Source organism: Variovorax sp. PAMC 28711, from assembly GCF_001577265.1.
Classification (GTDB): domain Bacteria; phylum Pseudomonadota; class Gammaproteobacteria; order Burkholderiales; family Burkholderiaceae_C; genus Variovorax.
This window is the reverse complement of the sequence record NZ_CP014517.1, coordinates 4,168,612-4,186,962: the sequence shown is the minus strand read 5'-3', so window position 1 is coordinate 4,186,962 and position 18,351 is coordinate 4,168,612. Positions and strand designations below refer to the sequence as shown.

Annotated in this window: 14 protein-coding genes; 9 read left to right on the top strand and 5 right to left on the bottom strand. The window is 63.8% G+C overall.

The window, feature by feature from the left end:
• Positions 1-83: 83 nt before the first annotated feature.
• Entirely contained in the window at positions 84-4,130 is a 4,047-nt protein-coding gene (purL, locus tag AX767_RS20185; RefSeq protein ID WP_210392667.1) for a phosphoribosylformylglycinamidine synthase, read from the top strand.
• A 62-nt stretch (positions 4,131-4,192) separates the two neighbouring features.
• Here purL and AX767_RS20180 read toward each other — a convergent pair whose 3' ends face one another.
• From AX767_RS20180 to AX767_RS20160, 5 genes are read right to left on the bottom strand one after another with little or no spacing between them, the layout of a single operon-like run.
• Positions 4,193-4,978 carry a peptidylprolyl isomerase gene (locus AX767_RS20180; RefSeq protein WP_068632981.1) on the bottom strand — a complete coding sequence of 262 codons (786 nt, stop codon included), beginning with the start codon at positions 4,976-4,978 and terminating at the stop codon, positions 4,193-4,195.
• A 58-nt stretch (positions 4,979-5,036) separates the two neighbouring features.
• The gene (locus AX767_RS20175) at positions 5,037-5,321 is read right to left on the bottom strand and encodes a BolA family protein (protein ID WP_068632979.1); all 285 of its coding nucleotides are present in this window, start codon (positions 5,319-5,321) and stop codon (positions 5,037-5,039) included.
• Positions 5,318-5,857: a septation protein A gene (locus AX767_RS20170; RefSeq protein WP_068632977.1), complete on the bottom strand. Its 540-nt coding sequence runs from the start codon at positions 5,855-5,857 to the stop codon at positions 5,318-5,320. The genes AX767_RS20175 and AX767_RS20170 overlap by 4 nt, the downstream gene beginning before the upstream one ends.
• A gap of 12 nt (positions 5,858-5,869) precedes the next feature.
• Positions 5,870-6,280, bottom strand: a complete 411-nt coding sequence (gene msrB / locus AX767_RS20165) for a peptide-methionine (R)-S-oxide reductase MsrB (protein ID WP_068632975.1) — start codon at positions 6,278-6,280, stop codon at positions 5,870-5,872.
• Positions 6,277-7,758, bottom strand: coding sequence for a protein adenylyltransferase SelO (locus AX767_RS20160; RefSeq protein ID WP_068632973.1), 1,482 nt, complete (start codon positions 7,756-7,758; stop codon positions 6,277-6,279). The genes msrB and AX767_RS20160 overlap by 4 nt, the downstream gene beginning before the upstream one ends.
• A 149-nt stretch (positions 7,759-7,907) precedes the next feature.
• On the opposite strand from AX767_RS20160, the gene AX767_RS20155 reads away from it, so the two are divergent.
• The 8 genes from AX767_RS20155 (at position 7,908) to AX767_RS20120 (ending at position 18,333) form a co-directional block, all read left to right on the top strand.
• Positions 7,908-9,551 carry a 3-(methylthio)propionyl-CoA ligase gene (locus AX767_RS20155; protein WP_068632972.1) on the top strand — a complete coding sequence of 548 codons (1,644 nt, stop codon included), beginning with the start codon at positions 7,908-7,910 and terminating at the stop codon, positions 9,549-9,551.
• 40 nt (positions 9,552-9,591) lie between these two features.
• Positions 9,592-10,824, top strand: coding sequence for a branched-chain amino acid ABC transporter substrate-binding protein (locus tag AX767_RS20150; protein ID WP_068632970.1), 1,233 nt, complete (start codon positions 9,592-9,594; stop codon positions 10,822-10,824).
• Between the two features lie 189 nt (positions 10,825-11,013).
• The gene (locus tag AX767_RS20145; protein ID WP_068632968.1) at positions 11,014-12,243 is read left to right on the top strand and encodes a branched-chain amino acid ABC transporter substrate-binding protein; all 1,230 of its coding nucleotides are present in this window, start codon (positions 11,014-11,016) and stop codon (positions 12,241-12,243) included.
• An 82-nt stretch (positions 12,244-12,325) separates the two neighbouring features.
• Positions 12,326-13,279, top strand: coding sequence for a branched-chain amino acid ABC transporter permease (locus tag AX767_RS20140; protein ID WP_068632965.1), 954 nt, complete (start codon positions 12,326-12,328; stop codon positions 13,277-13,279).
• Positions 13,280-13,283: 4 nt separating this feature from the next.
• The gene (locus AX767_RS20135) at positions 13,284-14,588 is read left to right on the top strand and encodes a branched-chain amino acid ABC transporter permease (protein WP_068632964.1); all 1,305 of its coding nucleotides are present in this window, start codon (positions 13,284-13,286) and stop codon (positions 14,586-14,588) included.
• The gene (locus tag AX767_RS20130) at positions 14,585-15,352 is read left to right on the top strand and encodes an ABC transporter ATP-binding protein (protein WP_068632962.1); all 768 of its coding nucleotides are present in this window, start codon (positions 14,585-14,587) and stop codon (positions 15,350-15,352) included. The genes AX767_RS20135 and AX767_RS20130 overlap by 4 nt, the downstream gene beginning before the upstream one ends.
• Before the next feature lies 1 nt (position 15,353).
• The gene (locus AX767_RS20125; RefSeq protein ID WP_068632960.1) at positions 15,354-16,049 is read left to right on the top strand and encodes an ABC transporter ATP-binding protein; all 696 of its coding nucleotides are present in this window, start codon (positions 15,354-15,356) and stop codon (positions 16,047-16,049) included.
• 178 nt (positions 16,050-16,227) lie between these two features.
• On the top strand, positions 16,228-18,333 hold the full coding sequence (locus AX767_RS20120) for a 3-hydroxyacyl-CoA dehydrogenase NAD-binding domain-containing protein (RefSeq protein WP_068632958.1): 2,106 nt from the start codon (positions 16,228-16,230) through the stop codon (positions 18,331-18,333).
• Positions 18,334-18,351 lie beyond the last annotated feature (18 nt).

Below are 18,351 nucleotides of genomic sequence, written 5' to 3'. Positions count from 1 at the left end.
TCCGGGTTAACGCGGATGGCCCCAGTCAGCGGCTTTCCGGCAAGAAATCGTTCATTTCTCCCTTGGCCGAAGGCCCCATCACCGTGACGCAGCCCGCATCCATCGCCACCCCCATCGTGACCATTTTCGAGGGCGGTGCCGCACTCAGCGACTTCCGTGCACGCCAGCTTCTGCCCCGGCTGCAGGCCATCGAGCCGAAGATCGAATCGATCGCCGCACGCTTCGTCCACTTGGTCGTGACCGAGACCGCACTGGCGGTCACCGCGCGCGAGCAGTTCGCCGCGTTGCTCAGCTACGGGGAGCCCTTCGATGCGCCGAAGCACGCGGCGACCACTGTGGTCGTCACTCCGCGGCTGGGCACCGTCTCGCCGTGGGCCTCGAAGGCCACCGACATCGCGCACAACTGCGGTCTCGCGCTGCGCCGCGTTGAGCGCGTCACCCAATACCACCTGAGCCTCAAGTCGCCGCTCATCGGCAAGACGCCGGCGCTGTCGGGCGACCAGCTCGCTGCCGCGGCCGCGCTGCTGCACGACCGCATGACCGAATCGGTGCTGCCGGGCGTGGAGGGCGCTGCTGCTCTGTTCGCCGAACTGCCGGCCCAGCCGATGGCGCAGGTCGATGTGTTGACGGGCGGGCGCGCTGCGTTGGTGGCGGCCAACACCACCTTCGGCCTGGCGCTGGCCGAGGACGAGATCGACTACCTGGTCGACGCCTTCACCCGGCTCGGCCGCAATCCGAGCGATGTCGAACTGATGATGTTCGCGCAGGCCAACAGCGAGCACTGCCGTCACAAGATCTTCAATGCCGCCTTCACGATCGACGGCTCCGTGCAGCCGCACAGCCTCTTTTCGATGATCCGCCACACCGAAAAGCAGAACCCGCAGCACACGGTGGTCGCGTACTCGGACAACGCGTCGGTGATGGAAGGCAGCACCATCGAACGGTTCGTTGCACGGTCGGGCGGCACGGTCGCTGGCGCAGGTGACGGGCGCTACCAGAAAGACAGCGCGCTGATGCATGTGCTGATGAAGGTCGAGACGCACAACCATCCGACGGCGATCTCCCCGTTTCCCGGCGCGGCCACAGGCGCCGGCGGCGAGATCCGCGACGAGGGTGCGACGGGCCGCGGCTCCCGGCCCAAGGCCGGCCTGACCGGCTTCACGGTGTCCAGGCTGTGGCCGGAAGACGGTCACTACGGCAAGCCGGCGCACATTGCGAGCCCGCTGCAAATCATGACCGAGGGGCCGCTCGGCGGCGCCGCGTTCAACAACGAGTTCGGCCGGCCCAATCTGCTGGGCTATTTCCGTGAGTACGAGCAGACGATTGCGAGCGACGTCGACAAGGTGCAACGCGGCTACCACAAGCCCGTCATGATCGCGGGCGGCCTCGGCAGCATCGACGCAACGCAGACGAAGAAGATCCTGTTCCCCGCGGGCTCGCTGCTGATCCAGCTCGGCGGTCCCGGCATGCGCATCGGCATGGGCGGCAGCGCTGCCAGTTCGATGGCGACCGGCGCCAACGCGGCCGAACTCGACTTCGATTCCGTACAGCGCGGCAACCCCGAAATCGAGCGGCGCGCGCAGGAGGTCATCAACCATTGCTGGCAGCAGGGCGCGGCCAACCCGATCCTCGCTATCCATGACGTGGGGGCGGGCGGCCTGAGCAATGCGTTCCCCGAGCTCACCAACGACGCCGGTCGCGGCGCGCGCTTCGACCTGCGCGCCGTGCCGCTCGAAGAGTCCGGCCTCGCGCCCAAGGAAATCTGGTGCAACGAAAGCCAGGAGCGCTATGTGCTGGCCATCGCGCCGGAATCACTCGAGCAGTTCAAGGCTTTTTGCGAGCGCGAGCGCTGCCCGTTCTCGGTCGTCGGCGTCGCGACCGAGCAGCGCCAGCTGGTCGTGGCCGACGAAGGCGCCGACGCGCAGCCGGTCGACATGCCGATGGACGTGCTCCTGGGCAAGCCGCCGAAGATGCTGCGCGACGTGAAGACGGTCGTCCGGCAGTTCAAGCCGCTCGATCTCACCGACGTGAAGCTGCAGAAAGCGGCGATCGACGTGCTCGCGCACCCGACCGTGGCGTCCAAGCGCTTTCTCATCACCATCGGCGACCGCACCGTGGGCGGCATGAGCCACCGCGACCAGATGGTCGGCCCGTGGCAGGTGCCGGTGGCCGACTGCGCCGTCACCCTGGCCGACTACGCCGGCTTCGCAGGCGAGGCCATGAGCATGGGTGAGCGCACGCCGCTGGCCGCGCTCGACGCGCCCGCATCGGGCCGCATGGCCGTTGCCGAGGCGATTACCAACCTGCTGGCCGCGCCCATCGAACTCTCGCGCGTCAAGCTGTCGGCCAACTGGATGGCGGCCTGCGGCGAACCGGGCGAAGACGCCGCGCTGTACGAAACCGTGAAGGCCGTGGGCCTCGAACTGTGCCCGGCGCTGGGCGTGTCGATCCCGGTCGGCAAGGATTCGCTGTCGATGCGCACCCATTGGTCGGACGGCGCCGAGAAGAAGAAGGTCACCTCGCCGGTGAGCCTGATCGTGACTGCCTTCGCGACGCTGGTCGATGTGCGCGGCACGCTCACGCCGCAGCTCGATGCGAACGAGCCCGACACCACGCTCGTGCTCATCGACCTGGGCCGCGGCCAGCACCGAATGGCGGGCAGCATTCTGGCGCAGACGCTGGGGCAGAGCGGTGACACGGTGCCCGACCTGGACGACCCGGCGCAACTCGTGGCGCTGGTCGACGCCGTCAACGCGCTGCGCGCCGACGGCAAGATCCTCGCGATGCACGACCGCAGCGACGGCGGCCTGTTCGCCGCCGCCTGCGAGATGGCGTTCGCGGGCCACGTCGGCGTGGCGTTGAATGTCGACATGCTGGTCACCGAAGGCGACGGCATCTCGGACAGCCGCATGGAAACGGGCGACGCCAAGAACTGGGCGCAGCAGGTGAGCGCGCGGCGCGAGGAGCTCACGCTCAAGGCGCTCTTCAGCGAGGAGCTCGGCATGCTGCTCCAGGTGCGCACCGAAACCCGCAACGACGTCATGCAGGTGCTGCGCGCCCACGGCCTCAGTGCCCACAGCCATTTCGTCGGCAAGACGCGGCCGGCGAGTTCGACGATGGATGCCGGAAAGGGCAAGGTCGAAGTCTGGCGCGATGCCAAGTCGGTGTTCAGCGCGAGCCTGCACGACCTGCATCAGGTGTGGGACTCGGTCAGCTGGAAGATCGCCCGCGAGCGCGACAACCCGGCCTGTGCCGATGCTGAACACGCCGCGGCCGGCGATCCGGTGGACCCCGGCATGCACGTCTTCCTCCCTCTCCCCCCGGAAGAGGGTCGGGGTGAGGGCATCGCCCCGGCGTACCTCCAGTCCCGCCCCAAGGTCGCCATCCTGCGCGAGCAAGGCGTCAACTCGCACGTTGAGATGGCCTACACCTTCACCGAGGCAGGTTTCGAGGCCTACGACGTGCACATGACCGACCTGCAGTCGGGCAGGGCGGACCTGGCCGACTTCAAGGGCGTGGTCGCCTGCGGCGGGTTCAGCTACGGCGACACGCTGGGCGCGGGCATCGGCTGGGCGCGCAGCATCACCTTCAACCCGAAGCTGTCGGCGCAGTTCCAGGCGTTCTTTGGCCGCGCCGACACCTTCGGCCTCGGCGTGTGCAACGGCTGCCAGATGTTCGCCGAGCTGGCCGACATCATTCCCGGCGCCGAGGCCTGGCCGCGCTTCACCACCAACCAGAGCGAGCGCTTCGAGGCGCGGCTCGCGATGGTCGAAGTACTCGAGTCGCCCAGCATCTTTTTCGGCGGCCTGGCCGGCAGCCGGCTGCCGATCGCGGTGGCGCACGGTGAGGGCTACGCCAACTTCAAGCACCGCGGCGACGCGTCGAAGGCGATCGCGGCGATGCGCTATGTCGACAACCACGGCCAGTCTACCGAGCAGTACCCGTTCAATCCGAACGGCAGCGCCGGCGGCCTGACCTCGGTGACAACGCTGGACGGACGCTTCACCGCCGTGATGCCGCACCCCGAGCGCGTGTTCCGCAACATCCAGATGAGCTGGACCTCGGAAGACAAGAGCGCGTTCAGCCCCTGGATGCAGATCTGGCGCAATGCGCGAAAGTGGGTCGGGTGAGCCCGGCGCACGCATGAAAAAAGCGGCCCGCGGGCCGCTTTTGCTCCGGAGCGCCAGCGCGCTTATTCCACCTTGGCTTTCGCGCGCAGGTCTTCCTGGTACTTCTGCAGCTTTTGCTGCGCCAGTTGCTGCGTGATCTGAGGCTTGACTTCATCGACCTTCGGCAGCTGCGCCTGGCGCACGTCGTCGACGCGAATGATGTGATAACCGAACTGCGATTTCACCGGCACCTGCGTCATCTCGCCCTTCTTGAGCTTGATCATGGCTTCAGAGAACTCGGGCACGAAGCTCGACGGGTTGGCCCAGTCGAGGTCGCCGCCGTTGGCGCCCGATCCCGGGTCCTTCGATTGCTTCTTGGCGATGTCCTCGAACTTGGCGCCCTTCTTGAGGTCGGCAATGATCTTCTTGGCGTCTTCTTCCTTCTCGACCAGGATGTGGCGCGCCTTGTATTCCTTGCCGCCGTTGGCCGCGACGAACTTGTCGTACTCGGCCTGCACTTCAGCGTCGGTCACCGGATTTTTCTTGCGGTAGTTGTCGAACAGCTGGCGGATCATGATCGCCTGGCGGGCCAGCTCGAGTTGCGCCTTGTAGTCGTCGGTGGCGTCGAGGCCCTGCTTTTGCGCCTCTTGCATGAACACCTCGCGTGCGACCACTTCTTCGCGCAGCTGGCCCTGCATTTCGGGGGTGACCGGCCGGCCAGCTGCCGCGAGTTGCTGCGCCAGCATGTCCATGCGGGCCTTGGGAATGGCCTTGCCGTTCACGATGGCGGCGTTTTGCGCCAGCGCACCGAACGAAAGGGTGCCAATGAATGCGGCGGCAGCGACGGCCTGCAGAAGTTGTTTTTTCATGGGAGGTGGGAGAGTGAAAGGGTCGCGAGCGGAAACGTCCAGCGATCGGGGAGAGCGCTCAGAGCGTCTCGATGGCAATGGCGTGAAGGCCCTGTGCGATAAAAATCTGCAGCGAATCATACACAAGGCGATGCCGCGCCACGCGGCTCTGGCCCTCGAAGCGGGGAGACGCGATGCGCACCCGAAAATGCGTGCCGAAGCCTTCGGCGTTCGCTCCCGAATGACCGGCGTGCGCGGCGCTTTCGTCGATCACTTCGAGGCTCGTGGGCTGCAACGCGGCCCGCAAGGTCGCTTCGAGCGCTGCACTGGTCGGCAGCGCGGTCGTCGGTTGCTGCGCGCTCATGCGGCGGGCTCGTCCGACTTCATGTGCGGCGAGATGTAGAGCCCCTGCGCGATCAGGAACACGATCGGGAACGCGTAACCCCATAGCTTGAAATTGACCCAGGCCTCGGTGCTGAAGTAGGTCGCCACGTAGGCGTTGATGGCCGCCATGAAAACGCAGTATCCGATCCACGCGATGTTCAGGTGGGTCCAGATGCGGTCGGGCAACTGGAGCTGCTGGCCGAGCATGACCTGCAGGAAATTCTTCTTGACCACCCAGTACGCGACGGCCAGCCCGATCGCCATCGCGCTGTAGAGCACCGTCGGCTTCCACTTGATGAAGCGGTCGTCGTGCAGCACCAGCGTGAGCGTACCGAAAAGCAGGATCAGCACCAGCGTGGCCTTCTGCATGGCCTGAAGCTTGTGCTCACGCAGATAAATGATGACCATCTGGAGCACGGTGGCGCCCATCAACACGCCGGTCGCGGTGTAGATGTCGGCGAATTTGTAGGCGCCGAAAAACAGCACGATCGGAAAGAAATCAATGAGCAGTTTCATGCGGGGTGCGGGTCAGCGCTTCTGGAAGTCGAGCGAGGCGGAGTTCATACAGTAGCGCAAGCCGGTGTCGGTCGGGCCGTCGGGGAACACGTGGCCCAGGTGGGCACCGCAATTCGCGCAGACGTTCTCGGTGCGCGTCATGCCGTGCGAGCGATCGACGATGTTTTGGATGGCGCCGGGCACGGCTTCTTCAGAAAAGCTGGGCCAGCCGCAGCCGGCGTCAAACTTCTTGCCGGCTTCGAACAGCTTTGCGCCGCAGCAAATGCAGTGGTAAGTGCCGTCCGCCCACTCGGCTTCGTACTTGCCGGTGTAAGGACGCTCGGTGGCCGCGTGGCGCGTGACTTCGAAGGCGCCGCGCTCGGCGCCTTTTTCGGCGAGGATGGCTTTCCATTCGGCATCGGTTTTCTGGACGGGTGGGGTCATGATGAGCAGCTGATTTCGATGGAGGAGGCCCAGTCGGGCGGGAAGCCGGCTTGGTGTTCGAAGCCGGGATGTTCTTCAAATGGGGTTTCGAGCAGTTTCAGCAAGCGCTCGACGCCGCTGAAGTCTTTTTGCCGGGCGAGTTCGATGGCTTCCTGCCCGAGGTGGTTCCGCAGCACGAACTTCGGGTTGGTGGCGAGCATCGATTTGGCCGTGACCTCCCGTGGCGTCTGGGCGGAGCGTTCCGAGAACAGGCGCAGCCAGGCATCGAAACCCGCACGGTCGACGAAGAGGTCGCGCACCGGCTCCGGGTTGCCGTCGGCGACATGGTGGGAGAGCCGGCGCCAGAAGATGGTCCAGTCGACGCGCTCGGCGGCGAGCAGTTTGAGCAGTCCTTCGACCAGGATCCGGTCGCCGTCCGCCGCATCTGCAAAGCCGAGCTTCGCGCGCATGCGTGCTTCGAACTCGCGCGGAAACACGGTTTTGTACGACTCGAGCGCGGCAATCGCGATTTCCTGGTCGCCGATCAGCGGAAACAGCGCCTGGCCAAGGCAGAACAGATTCCAGTACGCGACGTTGGGCTGCTGGTTATAGGCATAGCGGCCGCCGGTGTCGCTGTGGTTGCAGACGTGCTTGGGGTCGAAGCCGTCGAGGAACTGGAACGGGCCGTAATCGATGGTGAGCCCGAGGATGCTCATGTTGTCGGTGTTCATCACGCCATGGCAAAAGCCGACGGCCTGCCATTGCGCCATCAGCGCGGCGGTGCGCTCGCTCACGGCTTCCAGCAGCGCGGCGTAAGCGTTGCCGCCGAAGCGATCGGTGGTGCGGCAGGCCGGGTAGAAATTGTCGATCACGAAGTCGGCGAGCGCGCGCAGCTCGTCGTCGCGTTCTGCCGCGGCGAAATGCTCGAAGTGACCGAAGCGGATGAAGCTGGGCGCGACGCGCGTGACGACGGCCGCCGTCTCGACTTCTTCGCGGCGCACGCCCTGGTCGGAGCCGGTGACGCAGAGCGCACGCGTGGTCGGGATGCCGAGGCCATGCATCGCCTCGCTGCACAAGAATTCGCGGATGCTTGATCGCAGCACCGCCCGGCCATCGCCGCCACGGGAGTAGGGCGTGCGACCGGCGCCTTTCAGCTGCATTTCCAGACCGCCGCCCGTCTGGCCGAGCAGGATCGCGCGCCCGTCACCGAGCTGGCCGGCCCACACGCCGAACTGGTGACCGCTGTACACGGAGGCGAGGGGCGCCATGCCGGGCAGCAGTGCGTTGCCGGTGAAAACCGCCAGCGCCCCGGGCGTCGGAAGCCAGTCGGCATCGATGCTGGCGTAGCGGGCGACCGCGTCGCTGCGACCGACCCAGTACGGGGCGGGCAGCGGCGTCGGCTTCAGATCGGTGAAAAAGGCCGGCCCGAGCGCCCGGAATCCGGTCGTCCAGCGCAGGCCCGAGTCCACGGCGCCGGTGGTGTCCAGAAGCAAGCTCATGGCCGCGATTGTCCGGCAGAGCGCGAAACCCCTCGGCGCGAGGGCCATGGTGATCGCGCAAGCCGATACGGGCATTCCCCCATCGGTGAAATGCTGCGCTGCGCAATACTCCCGCCAGGCTAATTTTTTCCATCCAAGGAGTTTTCCCGATGCTGGGTTTGATGCAAGACCAACCGCTGTCGATCTCGTCGTTGATCGAGTTCGCCGATCGCCACCATGGCGACGCCGAGATCGTGTCGCGCCGCGTCGAAGGCGACATTCATCGCACGACGTGGTCGCAGATCGCCACCCGTGCACGCCAGGTGGCGAACGCGCTGGAAGAAGAGCAGTTGCTGTTCAGCGACCGCGTCGCCACGCTGGCCTGGAACGGTTACCGCCACCTCGAGTTGTATTACGGCGTGAGCGGCAGCGGACGCGTGCTGCACACCATCAATCCGCGTCTGCATCCCGACCAGATCGCGTGGATCGCAAATCACGCCGAAGACCAGATCCTGTGCTTCGACATCACCTTCCTGCCGCTGGTGCAGGCGGTGCACGCGCGCTGCCCGGGCATCAGGAAATACGTCGCGCTGTGCGACGCCGACAAGTTGCCGGCCGACACCGGCGTGCCGAATCTCGTCAGCTACGAAGCGTGGATCGGCGCCCGCTCCACCGACTACGACTGGCCGACCTTCGACGAGAACTCGGCGTCCAGCATGTGCTACACGAGCGGGACCACCGGCAATCCGAAGGCGGCGCTCTACAGCCACCGCTCTTCGGTGCTGCACGCGTACGCCGCGGCGCTGCCCGACGTGATGGCGATCTCGGCGCGCGATTCGGTGCTGCCGGTGGTGCCGATGTTCCACGTCAATGCGTGGGGCATCCCGTATTCGGCCGCGCTGGTCGGCTGCAAGCTGGTGTTCCCGGGCGCCGCGATGGACGGCAAGTCGATCTTCGAACTGATCGAATCCGAGGGCGTGACCTTCGCGGCCGGCGTACCGACCGTGTGGCAAATGATGCTGGGCCACATGCAGACCAACCACCTCAAGTTCTCGAAGCTCAACCGCACTGTGATCGGTGGCTCGGCCTGCCCGCCGGCCATGATCCACGCGTTCCAGGAGCAGTACAACGTCGAGGTGCTCCACGCGTGGGGCATGACCGAGATGAGCCCGCTCGGCACGCTCTGCACGCTCAAGAACAAGCACCTGGCCCTGTCGCGCGACGAGCAGACCGCGATCCGCCTGAAGCAGGGCCGCGCGATCTTCGGTGTCGACATGAAGATCGTCGACGGCGACGGCATGGAACTGGCCTGGGACGGCAAGGCCTACGGCGACCTGCTGGTCAAGGGGCCGTGGATCGTCAAGGAGTATTTCAAGGGCGAGGGCGGCGATCCGCTCATCCCCGACACGCAGAACCGCGGCTGGTTTCCGACCGGCGACGTCGCCACCATCGATGCCGACGGCTACCTGCAGATCACCGACCGCAGCAAGGACGTGATCAAGTCGGGCGGCGAATGGATCAGCTCGATCGAGATCGAGAACATCGCCGTCGCGCACCCCGCGATCGCCATGGCCGCGTGCGTCGGTGTGTTCCATCCAAAATGGGACGAACGCCCGATCGTCGCGGTGGTCAAGAAGCCGAACGCCGACGTCACGCGCGAAGAGCTGCTGAAGTTCTACGAAGGCAAGACGGCCAAGTGGCAGATTCCCGATGACGTGGTGTTCGTCGAAGCGATTCCGCTCGGCGCCACCGGAAAGATCCTGAAGACGAAGCTGCGTGAGCAACTCAAGGGCTACAAGCTGCCGGGACTTTGATCCCGCAGCGCATTCGATTGACAAGAACGGAGACAAGACCATGAAATTTGCCATCAAAACCATCGCGGCCTGCGCCATGCTCGCAGGCGCGACCGCCTCGTTTGCCCAGAAAGGCGAGACCGTGAAGATCGCCTGGCTGGACCCGCTGTCGGGCCTCATGGCCTCGGTCGGCACCAACCAGCTGAAGACCTACCAGCTGCTGGCAGAGGACTTCAACAAGAAGAACGCATCGGGCGTGAAGTTCGAGATCATCGGCATCGACAACAAGCTGAGCCCGCAGGAAACCACCAGCGCGCTGCGCTCGGCCATGGACCAGGGTGCACGCTATGTGACGCAGGGCAACGGGTCCGGCCCGGCGCTGGCGATCATCGACGCGCTCGAGAAGAACAATGCGCGCAACCCGGGCAAGGAAATGCTGTACTTGAACTACGCGGCGGTCGACCCCGACCTGACCAACAGCAAGTGCAGCTACTGGCATTTCCGGCTGGATGCCGACACCTCCATGAAGATGGAAGCGCTGACGACTTTTATGAAGGACCGACCGGAGATCAAGAAGGTCTACCTGATCGGCCAGAACTACTCGCACGGCCAGCAGGTCTCGAAGTTCGCCAAGGAAGACTTGAAAGTCAAACGCCCTGACGTCCAGATCGTCGGGGACGACCTGCATCCGCTGGCCCAGGTTCGCGATTTCGCGCCCTACATCGCGAAGATCAAGGCGTCTGGCGCCGATACCGTGATCACGGGCAACTGGGGTTCCGATCTCGCGCTGCTCCTGAAGGCCGCGAACGACGCAGGCCTCGACGTCAATTTCTACACTTACTACGCCTTTGGCGCGGGTGCGCCGACGGCGATGGGTTCGGCCTCGGCCGGCAAGGTCTACGCGGTCACTTACGGCCACTACAACATGGGCGGTCCGATCCAGCCGCTCATGACCGAGTTCAAAAAGAAGATGAACGACGACATGACGCAGACATCGATCTACAACACGTTCGCGTTGCTGGACGCAGCCTTCGTCAAGACCAAATCCACCGATCCGGTCAAGGTCGCTGCGGCGTTGGAAGGCATGAAGCTCAAGAGCTTCAATGGCGAGATCGAGATGCGCAAGGCCGACCACCAGTTGCAGCAAGGGCTCTACATCACGCGCTGGGAAAAGGCGAGCGCCAAGTACCCGTACGACGCCGAGAACACGGGCTACACGATGGCGCCGATCAAATACTACGAGCCCTACGTCGCGAGCACGCCGACGTCCTGCCAGATGAAGCGCCCGGGCTGAGAAGCCTGACGTTTTCTACCCATCGGTAGGAAAAAATTCGCCGCGGTATGCCGGGCCTGTCGCATGCGCGATAGAAACCTGCCCCGCGGCGCTCTTCTTACGGGCATTCCCTGAGCGGCAGGGTTCCAAACGCTTGTAATCTCGCTCGGCTTTGGCAGCACAGCCAGCCTTGAAACCAGGAGACACAGATTGACCTTCGCTCTTAAATTCGTTGCAGCATCCATCCTTGCTGCGAGCGCCACCGGCGCTTTTGCCCAAAAGGGCGAAACCGTGAAGATCGGCTGGCTGGACCCGCTGTCGGGCCTCATGGCATCCGTCGGCACCAACCAGCTCAAGACCTTCCAGTTCTTCGCGGAAGAGTTCAACAAGAAGAACGCCGCTGGCGTCAAGTTCGAGATCATCGGCATCGACAACAAGTTGAGCCCGCAGGAAACCACCAGCGCGCTGCGCTCCGCGCAAGATCAGGGCGCCCGCTATATCGTTCAGGGCAACGGCTCCGGCCCGGCCCTGGCGATCATCGATGCGGTCGAGAAGAACAACGCGCGCAATCCTGGCAAGGAACTGCTGTACCTCAACTACGCAGCCGTCGACCCCGATCTCACCAACAGCAAGTGCAGCTACTGGCAGTACCGTTTCGATGCCGACACCTCCATGAAGATGGAAGCGCTGACCACCTACATGAAGGATCAGTCCGAGATCAAGAAGGTCTACCTGATCAATCAGAACTATTCGCACGGCCAGCAGGTTTCGAAGTTTGCCAAGGAAAACCTGAAAACCAAGCGTCCCGATATTCAAGTCGTCGGCGACGACCTGCATCCGCTGGCGCAAGTGCGCGACTTTTCGCCGTACATCGCCAAGATCAAGGCATCGGGTGCCGATTCGGTGATCACCGGCAACTGGGGTTCCGACCTGGCGCTGCTCATCAAGGCGGCCAACGATTCGGGCCTCAACGTCAAGTTCTACACCTACTACGCCGTGACCACCGGTACGCCGACCGCCATGGGCGCAGCATCCGACGGCAAGGTGTATCAGGTTGGCTACGCCCACTACAACATGGGCGGTGAGATGAAGAAGTACGCGGACGACTTCAAGGCGAAGTTCAACGACGACCTCTACACCACCGACATCTACACCGTGTTCCAGGCGCTGACCGAAGCGTTCGTGAAGGCCAAGTCCACCGATCCGGTCAAGGTCGCGGCTGCCATGGAAGGCATGAAATTCAAGAGCTTCAATGGCGATGTCGAATTGCGCAAGGCCGATCACCAGATCCAGCAAGGCCTCTACATCGCCAAGTGGGAGAAGGCCAGCGCCAAGTACCCGTACAGCCCGGAGAACACCGGCTACACGCTGGCGCCGGTCAAGTACTACGAGGCCTATGTGTCGAGCACACCCACCACCTGCCAGATGAAGCGGCCCTGAGCCGGCGCTTCGACCCTGAGGTAAGCAAGGCCCGATCTCACCCTTCGGGCCTTTTTTTCGAGGATGTGATTCCGGGAGTCCGATGAACGTCGAATTTTTTGTTATTTCGCTGCTCAACGGCGTGAGCTACGGCTTGCTGTTGTTCATGCTGAGTTCGGGCCTGACGCTGATTTTCAGCATGATGGGCGTCCTCAATTTCGCCCATACCAGTTTCTACATGGTGGGCGCCTATCTGGCATACACCCTGTCGGGCATCGTGGGTTTCTGGCCGGCGTTGGTTCTGGCGCCGCTGCTGGTCGGCGTGATGGGTGCGGCTTTCGAGCGGTACAGCCTGCGCCGCGTTCACAAGTTCGGCCACGTGCCCGAGCTGTTGGTGACCTTCGGTCTGTCGTACTTGATTCTTGAGGTGGTGCAGCTGGTCTGGGGACGCTCGACGGTGCCGTACGGCCTGCCGGAGCAATTGCAAGGCCCGCTGTTCACGATCTATGGCACGCAATTTCCGAAGTCCCGCTCTTTCATCATGCTGGTCGCGTTGCTGATGCTGGTGTCGGTCTGGCTGCTGCTCACCCGCACCCGCATCGGTCTCGTCATCCAGGCGGCGCTGAAGCATCCCGAAATGGTCGAATCGCTCGGCCACAACGTCCCGCGCATCTTCATGCTGGTGTTTGGCGGGGGCGCCGCGCTGGCGGGCCTGGCCGGCGTGATCGGCGGCAACACCTATGTGACGGAGCCGGCCATGGCCGCTTCGGTCGGCTCGATCATCTTCGTGGTGGTGGTGGTCGGCGGCATGGGGTCGCTGGCCGGGGCGTTCCTCGCGTCGCTCCTAATCGGCGTGGTGCAGACCTTCGCGGTGGCGATGGACCAGTCGCTCGCGACGGCGCTGCAAGCAGTCGGTGTGGCCGTCACCGAGCAGACCTACGGCTACGAATTGCTCAAGCTGACGATCTCGCAAGTCGCGCCGATCCTGCCGTACCTGTTCTTGGTGCTGATCCTGATATTCCGGCCGAAGGGCCTTCTCGGCACTCGGGAGGACTGACGCCATGACCACCTCAACCACGAAGTACTACAGCTTCAAACCGCTCAACATTGGCCGCCTGTTGGTGTGGTCGCTGTTCGCGATCGCGCTCATCGTCGCGCCCATGATCTTCAAAAGCAGCCTGGCGCTGACCATGCTGTCGCAGATCGGTTACCTGATCATCATCTGCCTCAGCTACAACATGTTGCTGGGGCAGGGCGGCATGCTCAGTTTCGGCCATGCCGTCTACGTCGGGCTCGGGTCGTTCATCGCGATCCACACGATGAACCTCGCCTCCAAGGGCAGCCTGCCGGTGCCGCTGGTGCTGATCCCGCTGATCGGCGGCCTCGGCGGGATGTTCTTCGCCGTGCTGTTCGGCTATGTGAGCACCAAGAAGTCGGGCACCACGTTCGCGATGATCACGCTGGGCCTCGGCGAACTGGTCGCTGCCATGGCGCTGATGTTCCCGACCTTCTTCGGCGGCGAAGGCGGCATCACCACCAACCGCGTCTACGGCACGCCGTTTTTCGGCATGACCTTCGGCCCGCAAAGCCAGGTCTATTACCTGATCGCGGTGTACTGCTTCATCTGCACGGCCCTGATGTTCGCCTTCACCGGCACGCCGCTCGGCCGCATGCTGAATGCGGTGCGCGACAACCCGGAGCGGGTCGAATTCATCGGCTACAACACGCAGTACGTGCGCTACTTCGCCTTCATCATCGCCGGCTTTTTTGCCGGCGTCGGCGGCGGGTTGGCAGCGATCAACTTCGAGATCGTGAACGCGGTCGACAGCCTGAACGGCGCACGCTCAGGCGGCTACCTGCTGTTCACTTTCCTGGGCGGCGCGGTGTTCTTCTTCGGCCCGATCATCGGTGCAGTGCTGCTGGTGTTCGCATCGGTGCTGTTGTCCGAGCTCAGCAAGGCGTGGTTGCTCTACCTCGGCCTGGTGTTCCTGCTGATGGTGATGTTCGCGCCGGGCGGCGTGGCGAGCCTGATCATGATGAACGTGCGGGTGGCGCTGTTCGGCAAGTTCAAGCGGTTCTATGCGTTGTACGCCGGCCTCGCGGCCACGGCGCTCCTCATGGTCGCGGGCGCCGCAGCCATCGTGGAGATGATCTATCACATGCAGCTGAACGCCGCGCTGGGACCAATCGTCAAGCTCGGCGGCTTCGAGCTCAACACCGCGTCACCGACCACCTGGGTCGTCGCGAGCGCATTGCTCGTGGTGGGCATCGGCCTGTTCGAAATCGTGCGCCGCCGTTTCGTGGGGGTCTGGGGCCAGGCCCAGGAAGAAATTGAAGCCGAGATCAAACGGCGGGAGCTTGCATGACCTATTCACTCGAACTCAAGGACTTGCGCAAGAGCTTCGGCAAGACCGACATCATTCGCGGGGTTGACCTCGCGGTGAACGCGGGCGAGCGCATTGCGGTGATCGGACCGAACGGCGCCGGCAAATCGACGCTGTTCAACCTCATCAGCGGGCGACTCAATCCGAGCAGCGGCGAAGTCCTGCTGAACGGCCAACGCATCGACGGCAAGAAGCCGTACGAGATCAACCGGCTGGGCCTCGCGCGCAGCTTCCAGATCACCAACATCTTTCCGAAGCTGAGCGTTTTCGAGAACCTGCGCTGCGGCGTGTTGTGGAGCCTCGGCTATGGCTACACCTTCCTGCGCTTTCTCTCGAACCTGCACGACGCCAACGAGAAGACCGAGGAGCTGATGCGCCAGGTCGGTCTCGAGAAAAAGCGCGATGTGCATGCCGTCAACCTGACGTACGCCGAGCAACGCGCGCTCGAGATCGGCGTGACGATCGCCGGCGGCGCCAGCGTGATCTTGCTGGACGAACCAACGGCCGGCATGAGCAAGACCGAGACGGCGCATTTCATCGCGCTGATCAAGCAAATCACTGTCGGCAAGACGCTGCTCACGGTGGAGCACGACATGGGCGTGGTGTTCGGCCTGGCCGACAAGATCGCGGTGGTCGTCTACGGCGAAGTGATCGCCTTCGACACGCCCGACGCGGTGCGCGCGAATCCGAAGGTGCAGGAGGCGTATCTCGGCTCATCCGTGGCAGACGCCCAGGCAGGACACTGACATGCTGAAACTACAAGACATTCACGGCTACTACGGCAAGAGCCACGTGTTGCACGGCGTTTCTTTCGAGGTCGGCGCCGGCGAAATCGTGGCGCTGCTCGGGCGCAACGGCTCGGGGCGTTCGACCACGGCCAAGGCCATCATGGGACTGGTGCACGCCGAAGGGCAGATTCACTGGAAGGGCAAGGATATTCTGCGCAGCAAGGCGTATGAGATCGCCCACCTCGGCATCGGCTACGTGCCCGAGAACCGCGATATTTTTCCGAAGTTGACGGTGCACCAGAACCTGCTGCTGGGCCAGAAGGGCACCGGCAAGGGCAGCCGCTGGACCTTCAAGGACATGTATGAGATGTTCCCGCGCTTGAAGGAGCGCGAGCACACCGAGGCCGGTGTGCTGTCGGGCGGCGAGCAGCAGATGCTGACGCTGTGTCGCACGCTCATGGGTGACCCGGATCTCATCATCATCGACGAGCCGACCGAAGGTCTCGCACCCAAGATCGTCGAGTTGGTGGGGCAGTATTTGAAGACGCTCAAGGACAAGGGCGTCTCCGTCCTGTTGATCGAGCAGAAGCTGACCATTGCGATGCGCATCTCCGATCGCGCACTCGTGATGGGGCACGGCAGCATCGTGTTCGACGGCACCCCGGACAGCCTGCGCGCCGATGCGACCACCCGCAAGGAATGGCTCGAAGTCTGAGCGGGTTACTGCTTGTCCCGGCAGCGACTGCGGGCGGTTGCTAGGCGTCCGAAAACGCCTAGAATTTCACAAAAAAGAACACTCGTGCTTTTTGGAGGCAACGTGTGCGCCACACGCCACCGGCGGCTCGCTCCCTCACTCGCTCTTCCCATTTTTTCCCCAACCCAAGGAACGCAGCATGACGGCTGAATACAAAGTGCTCGGCGATGTCGCCGTGATCACCATGACCAATCCCCCGGTCAACGGTCTCGGTTTCTCGACACGCCAGGGAATCACCGATGGTCTGTCCAAGGCACTGGGCGACGACGCGGTCAAATCCATCGTCATCACCGGCGCCGGCAAGGCCTTCTCGGGTGGCGCCGACATCAAGGAGTTCGGCACGCCCAAGGCGCTGCAGGAGCCGAATCTGCTGAGCGTCATCCTCGCGCTCGAAGCGTCGCAAAAACCCGTCGTGGCGGCGATCCACAGCGTGTGCATGGGCGGCGGTCTCGAACTGGCGCTCGGCTGCCACTATCGCGTCGTCTCGCCGGGCACCAGCGTCGCACTGCCCGAAGTCAAGCTCGGCTTGCTGCCGGGCGCCGGCGGCACGCAGCGCCTGCCGCGCGTACTTGGCGTGGAAACCGCCCTCAACATGATCGTCAGCGGCGAAGCCGTGAAGAGCGAACTGCTGGCATCCGCGCCGGGCCAGAAGCTGTTCGACAAGCTCGCGGCATCGCCCGAATCGCTGATGGACGAAGCCATTGCGTTTGCCAAATCGGTCGCCGGCAAGACCGGTGATGCGCTGCCGCTGGTGCGCAATCTGCCGTGCAAGCATCCGCAAGGCGATGCTTACTTCCAGTTCGCCAAGAACATGGTCGGTGGCATGTCGAAGAACTACCCGGCGCCGCTCAAGTGCGTCGATGCTGTGCAGGCCGCGACCACGATGAAGTTCGACGCGGGCATGGCCGAAGAACGTCGCCTCTTCACCGCGCTGATGTTCACGCCCGAGTCGCTGTCGCTGCGTCATCTCTTCATGGCCGAGCGTGCAGCATCGCGCATCCCCGACGTCCCCGAAGACACCCCCAAGCGCGACATCAAGACTGTCGGCGTCATCGGCGCCGGCACCATGGGCGGCGGCATCTCCATGAACTTCCTCAACGCCGGCATCCCCGTCAAGATCCTGGAAATGAAGCAGGAAGCCCTGGACCGCGGCCTCGCCACCATCAAGAAGAACTACGAATCCCAGGTCAAGCGCGGCAAGCTGAAGCAAGACAAATACGACCAGCGCATGGCGCTCCTGTCCACCACCCTCAGCTACGACGACCTCAAGGACTGCGACCTCATCATCGAAGCCGTCTTCGAAGAACTCGGCGTCAAGGAAAAAGTCTTCAACGAACTCGACCGTGTCGCCAAGCCCGGCGCCATCCTCGCCTCCAACACCTCCACCCTCGACGTGGACAAGATCGCTGCCTTCACGAAACGTCCGCAAGACGTCGTCGGCATGCACTTCTTCAGTCCTGCCAACGTCATGAAACTGCTGGAAGTCGTGCGCGGCAAGCACACCGCCAAGGATGTGCTGGCCACCGTCATGGCCATTGGCAAGAAGATCAAGAAGACGGCCGTCGTCTCCGGCGTCTGCGACGGCTTCATCGGCAACCGCATGATCGAGCAGTACAGCCGCCAGGCCGGCTTTTTGCTCGACGAAGGCGCCACCCCCCAGCAAGTGGACAAGGCCGTCGAGAAATTCGGCTTCGCCATGGGCCCCTTCCGCATGGGCGACCTGGCCGGCAACGACATCGGCTGGGCCATCCGAAAGCGCCGCGCCAGCGAACGCGCCGACATGAAATACAGCCGCACGGCCGACAAGCTCTGCGAACTCGGGCGCTTCGGCCAGAAGACCGGCGCCGGCTGGTACGACTACCAGGCCGGCAAGCGCGACGCCATCCCGAGCGACCTGGTCACCAAGATGATCGAGGACCACCGAAAGGAACTGGGCATCACCCCGCGCAAGATCTCCGACGAAGAGATCGTCCAGCGCCTGGTCTATGCGCTGGTCAACGAAGGCGCGCACATCCTGGAAGACGGCATCGCCAGCAAGGCGGGCGACATCGACATGGTGTACCTGACGGGCTACGGCTTCCCGATCTTCCGTGGGGGCCCGATGCACTACGCAGGGCAGGTGGGTCTGTACAACGTGGCCGAGTCGATGAAGCGCTTTGCGAAGAATCCGCGCGACGATGCGGCGTTCTGGCAGCCGGCGGCGTTGATTCAGAAGCTGGTGGGGGAGGGGAAGAGCTTCAGCTGAAGCGTCTTCCGACGGCAA

Coding starts and splice junctions, on each gene's coding strand:
- AX767_RS20180 (WP_068632981.1), bottom strand. CDS start 4,978: ATGAAAAAACAACTTCTGCAGGCCGTCGCTGCCGCCGCATTCATTGGC.
- AX767_RS20175 (WP_068632979.1), bottom strand. CDS start 5,321: ATGAGCGCGCAGCAACCGACGACCGCGCTGCCGACCAGTGCAGCGCTC.
- AX767_RS20170 (WP_068632977.1), bottom strand. CDS start 5,857: ATGAAACTGCTCATTGATTTCTTTCCGATCGTGCTGTTTTTCGGCGCC.
- msrB (WP_068632975.1), bottom strand. CDS start 6,280: ATGACCCCACCCGTCCAGAAAACCGATGCCGAATGGAAAGCCATCCTC.
- AX767_RS20160 (WP_068632973.1), bottom strand. CDS start 7,758: ATGAGCTTGCTTCTGGACACCACCGGCGCCGTGGACTCGGGCCTGCGC.
- AX767_RS20155 (WP_068632972.1), top strand. CDS start 7,908: ATGCTGGGTTTGATGCAAGACCAACCGCTGTCGATCTCGTCGTTGATC.
- AX767_RS20150 (WP_068632970.1), top strand. CDS start 9,592: ATGAAATTTGCCATCAAAACCATCGCGGCCTGCGCCATGCTCGCAGGC.
- AX767_RS20140 (WP_068632965.1), top strand. CDS start 12,326: ATGAACGTCGAATTTTTTGTTATTTCGCTGCTCAACGGCGTGAGCTAC.
- AX767_RS20135 (WP_068632964.1), top strand. CDS start 13,284: ATGACCACCTCAACCACGAAGTACTACAGCTTCAAACCGCTCAACATT.
- AX767_RS20130 (WP_068632962.1), top strand. CDS start 14,585: ATGACCTATTCACTCGAACTCAAGGACTTGCGCAAGAGCTTCGGCAAG.
- AX767_RS20125 (WP_068632960.1), top strand. CDS start 15,354: ATGCTGAAACTACAAGACATTCACGGCTACTACGGCAAGAGCCACGTG.
- AX767_RS20120 (WP_068632958.1), top strand. CDS start 16,228: ATGACGGCTGAATACAAAGTGCTCGGCGATGTCGCCGTGATCACCATG.